6 protein-coding genes are annotated in these 8,611 nt (G+C 57.5%); 4 read left to right on the top strand and 2 right to left on the bottom strand.

Going from position 1 to position 8,611, the window contains the following annotated elements; all coding sequences use genetic code 11:
• The first annotated feature begins 261 nt into the window (after window positions 1-261).
• The gene (locus QP442_RS08360; protein WP_006681801.1) at window positions 262-1,791 is read left to right on the top strand and encodes a threonine/serine ThrE exporter family protein; all 1,530 of its coding nucleotides are present in this window, start codon (window positions 262-264) and stop codon (window positions 1,789-1,791) included.
• A gap of 77 nt (window positions 1,792-1,868) precedes the next feature.
• Here QP442_RS08360 and QP442_RS08355 read toward each other — a convergent pair whose 3' ends face one another.
• Complete coding sequence (locus QP442_RS08355) at window positions 1,869-3,041, bottom strand: hypothetical protein (RefSeq protein ID WP_006681800.1); 1,173 nt, start codon at window positions 3,039-3,041, stop codon at window positions 1,869-1,871.
• Between the two features lie 198 nt (window positions 3,042-3,239).
• Window positions 3,240-4,835, bottom strand: a complete 1,596-nt coding sequence (locus tag QP442_RS08350) for an aspartate:alanine exchanger family transporter (protein ID WP_006681799.1) — start codon at window positions 4,833-4,835, stop codon at window positions 3,240-3,242.
• A 407-nt stretch (window positions 4,836-5,242) separates the two neighbouring features.
• Between QP442_RS08350 and QP442_RS08345 the strand changes: the two genes are divergently transcribed.
• From QP442_RS08345 to ilvC, 3 genes are read left to right on the top strand one after another with little or no spacing between them, the layout of a single operon-like run.
• Window positions 5,243-6,982, top strand: coding sequence for an acetolactate synthase large subunit (locus QP442_RS08345; protein ID WP_040318740.1), 1,740 nt, complete (start codon window positions 5,243-5,245; stop codon window positions 6,980-6,982).
• 5 nt (window positions 6,983-6,987) lie between these two features.
• Window positions 6,988-7,500 (top strand): acetolactate synthase small subunit, encoded by a 513-nt coding sequence (gene ilvN, locus QP442_RS08340; RefSeq protein WP_006681797.1) that lies wholly within the window; start codon window positions 6,988-6,990, stop codon window positions 7,498-7,500.
• Between the two features lie 2 nt (window positions 7,501-7,502).
• Window positions 7,503-8,528 carry a ketol-acid reductoisomerase gene (ilvC, locus tag QP442_RS08335; RefSeq protein ID WP_006681796.1) on the top strand — a complete coding sequence of 342 codons (1,026 nt, stop codon included), beginning with the start codon at window positions 7,503-7,505 and terminating at the stop codon, window positions 8,526-8,528.
• Window positions 8,529-8,611 lie beyond the last annotated feature (83 nt).

Raw genomic sequence — 8,611 nt, 5'->3', positions numbered from 1 at the left:
CGAACCCGGAAGCTAAGCCCACAAACGCCAATGGTACTGCACCCGACAGAGTGTGGGAGAGTAGGACACCGCCGCAACAACACTTCAACGCTGAGGCCGTGAAAACCCAAAAGGGCTTTCACGGCCTCACGTGTGTGTGCTGGCAATCTCAGACGGTGCCAGCCAATTGCCGGCACAACAGTCGGCAACGTGTCCGACGCTACAAGCCGTCTGTGACGATAGACCGCCTTCTTTATTCCATTAGGGTGGAATGCTTGTTCTATGAGTGAAACGACCAATCAAGTGTCATCGGGCTACATTATCGAAGGTGCCCCCGAGGGCATTCAGGCTTACCGTTCGGCCGCCCATGATCGTCTTGCCCACCAGTCACGCGTGGTGTTGCGACTCGGTCAGATGTTCCTGGCAAGCGGTGCCAGTGCATATCGCGTAAAAAACTCAATGACAACGCTTGCCAAAGCAGTAGGTATCGCAGAGCATCACGCGCAAGTCACCTACACGGAGATCATCGCCACCGCATATGCGAACGGCACCTTCCGTACTGGTCTTGCTGAACAACGCCAAATGGGCGTCAATGCCGACCGTATCGACAGGCTTAACAACTACGTCGCTTCTATTAAAGGCAAGGCAGTTCTGGTTGAAGACGCTGAAAAAGCGCTTGACGAAATCGAACGGGTGAAGCCACTGTATGACTGGTTTCCGAACGCTGCAGCATCTGGACTTGCCTGTGCTGCCTTCTCATTCCTGAACAGTGGCGGCTGGGTTGAATGCTCAGCTGTTGCAGTCGCAGCATTCTTTGGCCAGGCGCTTCGGCGTCAGATGCTCCACCGTCACATGAACCACTTCGGAGTGTGGATGAGTTGTGGTGCAGTCGCGGCGCTCATCTACATCCTTCTCGTTGCCCCTGCACAGCACTTCCTTGGCCTTGAGCCTACGCACCAAGCTGGTTTTATTTCAGCAATGCTGTTCCTAGTCCCTGGCTTCCCGCTAGTGACGGGCATTATTGACCTGGTCCGACACGATTTCCAAGGCGGTCTAGGTCGTCTGACGTACGTCTTCATGCTCTTGTTGTCTGCGGGCGTCGCCACCTGGGTAGTGTCAACAGTCTTCCACTGGTCTGTCACTCCCGAATACAGCTACATCCTCACCCCCTGGTTGCTCTATACTCTGCGGTTTATCACGAGCTTTGTCGCGGCGTTTGGCTTTGCTGTCCTGTTTAACTCGCCAACGCGAGTAGCGGGAACGGCGGCATTGATTGGTGCTTTTATCAACGTTGGGCGTCTTGCTCTGGTTGACGAGCTTGATGTTCAGACGCCCGCAGCTGTCGGTCTTGCAGCCCTTGCTGCAGGCCTCCTTGCAACGTTTGCAGCGGAGCGCACGCGGTTCTCTCGAGTGACGTTATCTGTCCCGGCGGTGGTCATCATGATCCCAGGTGTTCCGCTTTACCGTTCGCTCACCTACTTGAACAACGGCCAGATGCTCGAAGCCCTCCAGTCGCTATTCACCGTTATTTTCACGATCGTGGGTATCGGCATGGGTCTTGCTGTGGCGCGAATGCTGACGGATAAGAACTGGCTCACGGAATCGGCGCCCGTTGTGCCTCTCCTGGACGAGGTCCTCCCAGATTCGTTCAGCCCTACAGACAGCGCTGACACGGTGGCCAATGACCACACTTCTGCCCAAGTACATGAAACAGTTGGAGCTGCTGGCGGTGAAGAGGCTCTGAGTGAGCAGTCGCTTGCCGAAGCAAGAACACCAGATGATACATCCTCAAACCAAGAATTGAGCGAGTAACGTAGCGTCCGACTTTTCATAGGTGTGGGGGTCTCAGGCACTGCCTGAGACCCCCACACCTCTGTCAGGACACCGTCTTATTTCGCTGACATAAACAGCGATGGAGTTGTGTAGAAGGCTGAGACCTCAAATATGCCCTGCTGCGCAGTTGCGTTCTCTTCATCAATCATGAAATTGAAGTATCCGGTTGCTGTTTGGCCGTCGCCCGGCATATCAATGATAGAGAAATCGCTGTCAGTGTAGGAATATTCGGCAAAAGCGAAGGAATCGTCATTGGAGTATGTCAGATCAAGATCGAAGGAATTGAACGTGTCTTCACCGTGGTAGGTGATGGTGACGGGAACACGAATCCAGACTTCGCCTGCATCAGGTTCCGTATAAAGGCTCTCGATACCTTCCTCCGTCAGCTCAGCAAGGATTGCCGGCCCTGCATTCCAGTCAACTGCACCGAGTTCGACGTTGATTGAAGTGACGGGAAGACCCGAGGAATCCACCTCACTGTCGTACATAGTCAAATAATGGAGTTGCGGGTCAGCGGGGCTTTTTGCGCTGAAACCGAACTTTTCTGTAGTTGTGCCGGACGGAAGCGAATCGGCAAGTGATGACCCGTCCTTCATTTTGACTTCGTTTGGTGTCTCTGAGAAGGCCGAGGTGGGCCAGCCTGGATCAGATCCACGCCAGGCCGTCGGATCCTCTTCGTCGTCCGGGTTCAGGATTCCGATCACTGCCAGGGCGATGGTGATAAAGAAGATTCCAACGACGGAGCCGAGGACAATCCCGACGGTTCGGTTCGTTGATGACTTCCTCTGAGCGTTCGCCTGCGCATAGGAGGGCATGCTTCCCCGCGCGAACTGCGTATACGGGTTCCCAGCGTCCGTTGGCGAACCAGCAGCTGGTGGCGTCGCCCATGGTTGGTTGGCGGCAGCGGGTGTCCGTGTCTGGGGTAGAGGAGCATTCTGCCTAGCACTATGGGGTGGGCTCGCGGTGGTCGTGCGCCCACTTCCGCCTGGCGCGTAGGGGGACGAGGCTCCAGCTGAAGCCGAGGACACAGATGCGTCGGACGAGAAGGCGCTCGGTGACGAAGGATCATTCCCTGGAATACTCGAAGGTGAAGCAATACCGTCATCGACCCACAGTTGCCAGCCCGCCGGTGCAGAACTCCACGAAGGATCGGGGCTCCACCCCGGCCCGGGAGTAAAACCGTCAGGCGGTTTCGGCCAGTTAGGTGGTGGATTGAAACGCAAACTCATGGAACGCTCCTCGAGCAAACAATGATGGGGCGTCACCATTCTAAGAGAGGGGAGCATCCAAAGGGGTTTGAAAGCGTAAGGCAAGCATGCTGGCGTTCATCTCGTCGAATTAAAGATAAAGATAAAGAAGCGGGCGGACACCACTTGCGTGGTGCCCGCCCGGCCTCGTCAATCAGAGATCAGCGGAAGATGAAAGGATCAGCCAAGTCCGCCGAGGATCTGGGCCACGAAGATCTTGCCGACCATTGCGACCGGGTAGATCAGAGCGTAACCAAGGGCAACGCGCGGATCCGAGTTCGTGCGACCGTTGGCGAATGCCAGAACAGCCGGCTGGGTCTGCAGACCGCCGAGGAAGCCGGACAGCTGCGTGCCACCCATCTTGAAGATCCAACGCATGATGACGTAGGTGCCAACTGCAAGGATCGTCGTGATGACGAAGCCCAGGATGAAGATCCTGATCCAGTCACCGGAGGTGAAGGCGTTCGCAATCTGTCCACCAGCATTGGCGCCAGCCTGTGCGAGGAAGACCAACAGACCGAACTCAGAAAGAACCTGGCAAGCGGTGAAGGGCAGCGCAGTGACCAGCGGTCCGATACGGCCCAGACGACCGAAGACCAAGCCAACGATCAGGGTGCCTGCTGCCGAACCGATCGAGAAGTATTCACCGGACGGGGTCAGGATCGGGAGTTCACCGATCGCGATACCGAGCGCCATACCGAGACCCAGCGCGATCGGGTTCAGATCCGAAAGGCCACGAGCCGAGTCGCCGAAGAACTTCGTGATGGCTTCCATCTTGGAGGTAGGAGCAACAACGCGAACACGGTCACCCTGCTGAAGGATTAAGCCCGGCTCGGCAACCATGTCAACGTCACCGCGACGCACACGGGAGATCGTTGCGGAGAAGTGCTTCGCCATCTCTAGGTCAGCAACCGCGCGACCGGCAACCTTCGGATCGGAAACCGTCATGCGACGGAAGTCAAGGTAAGTGCGGTCTTGCATAAGGGAGTGTGAAGAAGCGTGACCCAGCTCAGTTGCTGCGCGAGCAACCAATTCACGAGGACCTATGACGGTCACCAAGTCACCCGGGTCCAGAGTGTCAGACATCGACGGGCGGGTGATCGGGCCGGTCTCACCACGACGCAGACGCGAGAATGTGACCTTCGACCCGAGCTTCTCGTAAATGTCGCCAACGAACGGGTGATCGTCGCGCTCAACGCGGATTGTGCGGTTCGCCAGCGGGGAAGGAGTATCGCGGTCGTTCTTGCCGTAGGAGAGCGCTGCGGCAGAAGCTACGAGCATACCGATCACACCGAACAGGTAGGCAATCGAGTAGCCGACAGTTGCGCGGTCCAACTGACCTGAGGCTTCGCCGGCGGCTGCAAGAGCGGGGGTGTTCGTGACCGCGCCAGCGAACGTACCCGAGATCAGTGCGATATCCATGCCGAGGGCCTTACCAACGCCAAGGCCAACGCCGGCCGCGACGACGTAGAGCACAACGACGGTCAAGATCGGGCCGACAGCGGTCTTCAAGTTATGGAAGAAGGACGCGCCGGAGTTGATACCGATAGCGAAGGTAAAGAGGGTCAGGCCGAGCGTTCCCAGTTGCGGGGTCACGCGAAGCTCGATGCCGTATGCCTGTGCCCACGCCGCCAAAATAATGGCGAAGAACAGAACGGCCGCAGCACCGAGACCGATGCCCTTGACCTTGATATGGCCAAACGCCATACCGATGCCAATGAGCAGGAAGAGGAAGAGAACTGGCTGCTCAGCCAGCAGAGCGAATACTGTTTCCACAGTTACGACTCCAATGTTGTGTTGACGGAGTAATCACGCCCATTATTGCAGGTTTGTCCGCAAAGGTAATTAGTTCATCGTCCTATCTGTGACGGATAAAGCGCCGAAAACCTATCGTTTGTGTCACGTATGCAAATGAAACGACAAAGGCGATGAGATTCAGATTCCGCAGTGTGAGATAAAAGGCGGGGCGAGGCCCTAGTGGGCATACGGTTTACCCGTGTTCAACATTCTCTCGGTTGGTATTTCCGTCCTGGTCATCGTACCCGGGCGTGCGAATCCTGCCGCGTGAAAACGGATGGATCGCACGCCTAATCCCCATCGCTATGACGCGGCTGGGGATTTTTTGTTGAGATCCACCCACACATAGAGAGGACCCAGCGGTGAAAGACACTGCTCCCACGCAGATGATGACCGGGGCGCAAGCGATTATTGCTTCCCTTGAAGCTCTCGGCGTGACCGACGTGTTCGGCATGCCCGGTGGCGCAATTCTTCCTACTTATGATCCGTTGATGAGCTCAAAGCTCAATCACATTCTTGTTCGTCACGAACAGGGTGCAGGCCACGCCGCTGAAGGCTACGCTCTTGCTACCGGCAAGGTCGGTTGTGCGATTGTCACATCCGGCCCGGGTGCAACAAACACCCTGACAGCGCTGGCCGACGCAAACATGGACTCCGTCCCCATGGTCGTGATTTCAGGTCAGGTGGGTGCCTCCCTGATTGGCACCGATGCATTCCAAGAAGCCGATATTGTTGGCGCCTCGATGCCACTGACGAAGCATGCGTTCCTTGTCACCGACGCTACAGAGATTCCATCTCGACTGGCTGAAGCCTTCGAGATTGCGTCGACTGGTCGTCCCGGCCCGGTCCTCGTTGATGTCACGAAGTCCGCGCAGACTGCCCAGATGAACTTCTCTTGGCCACCCGCCATGGACCTGCCCGGTTACAAAGAAGCTGCCAAGCCTCACAAGCGCCAAGTGCGCCAGGCTGCAGAGGCAATCCTTCAAGCGCAAGCCCCGGTGCTGTACGTCGGCGGTGGCATGATCCGTTCGGGTGCAACCGATGATCTTGCTCGACTGGTTGAGGCAACCGACGCTCCGGTCGTCACTACTTTGACCGCACGTGGTGCATTCCCAGATTCTGATTCACACACCTTGGGTATGCCTGGTATGCACGGAACCGTGGCAGCCGTCGGTGCTCTGCAACGCTCCGACCTGATCGTCACACTCGGTGCTCGCTTCGATGACCGCGTGACCGGCAACCTCGATTCTTTCGCGCCTCGTGCGAAGATCGTGCACATCGACATTGATGCCGCTGAGATCTCGAAGAACCGATTCGCGGACATTCCGATCGTCGGTAACCTCGCCGACGCGCTTCCGATGCTCGTTGACGAAATCGTCGCGATGAAGAAGAAGGACCAGGGCGATGACATCTCCGGATGGTGGCGTTACCTCAACCGTCTGAAGGACCGCTACCCGATGGGGTGGACGAAGACTGAAGACGGCATGATGGCCCCGCAGGAAGTCCTGTCGCGACTGTCCAAGATCGCAGGCCCCGATGCTATCTACGTGACCGGCGTTGGCCAGCACCAGATGTGGTCGGCTCAGTTCATCCAGTCCGACAAGCCGAGGCACTTCATATCCTCGTCTGGTCTGGGCACCATGGGCTTTAGCATCCCCGCCGCCATGGGCGCCCAGGTCGGCAAGCCGAACAACGTTGTGTGGGCAATCGACGGTGACGGTTCGTTCCAGATGACCAACCAGGAACTGGCCACCTGCACGGTGAACAACATTCCGATCAAGGTCTGCCTGATCAACAACTCCGTGCTCGGCATGGTGCGTCAGTGGCAGTCGCTGTTCTACGACAAGCGCTACTCCAATACAACGCTCAACCCCGTTGACGGAGAGCAGATCCCGAACTTTGAAATGCTCGCCACCGCCTACGGTATGGCAGCGCGCACCGTCCGTTCTATCGACGAAGTCGACGAGGCTATCGAATGGGCCATGTCCATCAACGACCGCCCTGTCCTGATCGACTTTAGAGTCTCGAAGGACTCCATGGTGTGGCCGATGGTCGCAGCAGGTGTGTCGAACGATGAAATCCGCTATGCCAAGGGTATGGCACCCGACTGGGATGTGGAGGACTGAAAATCATGGCACAAACACATACTCTGAGCGTGCTTGTTGAAAACAAGCCCGGTGTCCTGACCCGCGTCTCGGCACTGTTCGCGCGTCGCGCATTTAACATCACCTCGCTTACCGTGGGTGAAACTGAGCATCCCGAAATCTCCCGCATGACGATCATCGTCAAAGCAGAAGACCAACCCTTCGAACAGGTCACCAAGCAGTTGAACAAGCTGGTGAACGTGCTCAAGGTTGTGGAGCTTGAACCGGAAGACTCCGTGGAACGTCGCCTCCTCCTGATCAAAGTGCGCGCCGACGAAAAGCGTCGCACCGGCGTCTTGCAGGTTGTCGACCTCTTCCGTGCTCACGTCGTCGACGTGCAGACGGAAACGGTCGTCATCGAATCTATTGGCTCACTATCTAAACTCGAAGCACTTGTCCGCTCCCTTGAGCAGTACGGTGTGACAGAAATCGTCCAGTCGGGCGCTGTGGCGATCGGCCGCGGATCACGCTCGATCACGGATCAATTGAAGGAGAAATGACAATGACTGAGATCATCTACGACGACGGTGCAGATCTGTCGATCATCCAGTCCAAGAAGGTTGCCATCATTGGCTACGGCTCGCAGGGTCACGCCCATGCGCTCAACCTCAAGGATTCCGGCGTCGACGTGGTTGTTGGTCTGCGTCCGGGCTCTTCCTCATGGGACAAGGCTGAATCCGCTGGCCTGACTGTCAAGGACGTTTCCGAAGCTGTGGCCGAAGGTGACGTTGTGATGATCCTGGTTCCGGACCAGGTCCAGCGTTTCGTCTACGCAGAGCAAATCGCCAAGAACCTCAAGGACGACGCCGCACTGTTCTTCTCGCACGGCTTCAATATCCGCTACGGCTACATTGCCCCCGAAGCCGGCCACGACATCTGCATGGTCGCCCCGAAGGGCCCGGGACACACCGTTCGTCGCCAGTTCCTCGAAGGTAAGGGTGTTCCGGCCCTCGTCTGTGTCGAGCAGGACGCATCCGGCCAGGCGCTCGCACTCGCACTGTCCTACGCCAAGGCAATCGGTGGCACCCGCGCAGGCGTCATTGAGACCACCTTCACTGAAGAAACCGAAACCGACCTCTTCGGCGAGCAGGCAGTCCTCTGCGGTGGCGTTTCCAAGCTTATCCAGTACGGCTTCGAAACCCTGACCGAAGCTGGCTACAAGCCCGAAATGGCCTACTTCGAGGTCTGCCACGAACTGAAGCTCATCGTTGACCTGATCAACGAGGGTGGCCTGACCAAGCAGCGTTGGTCCTGCTCCGACACCGCAGAGTACGGCGACTACGTCTCCGGCCCACGCGTCATCGGCCCGCAGGTCAAGGAAGCCATGAAGGAGGTCCTTGCCGACATCCAAGACGGCACCTTTGCCAAGCGCTTCATCGCCGACCAGGACAACGGCGGCCTCGAATTCAAGGCGTTGCGTGCAGAAAACGAAGCGCACCCGATCGAAAAGACCGGCCAGAAGCTCCGCAAGGCCTTCGGCTGGACCTCGGCAGACTCCGACTACACCGATGGTTCCGCAGCTCGCTGATCGATTCCGCGCGAGTGATGTCGCCTTCCACTAGGGAAGCATGACGGAGGCTCGCAGAGACATTGTGGCGGCCACCCTCAAGG

This window comes from Pauljensenia sp. UMB1177 (genome assembly GCF_030217965.1).
Lineage (GTDB): Bacteria > Actinomycetota > Actinomycetes > Actinomycetales > Actinomycetaceae > Pauljensenia > Pauljensenia turicensis_A.
The sequence above is the reverse complement of the archived record's forward strand: the minus strand, read 5'-3'. Positions and strand labels throughout refer to the sequence as shown.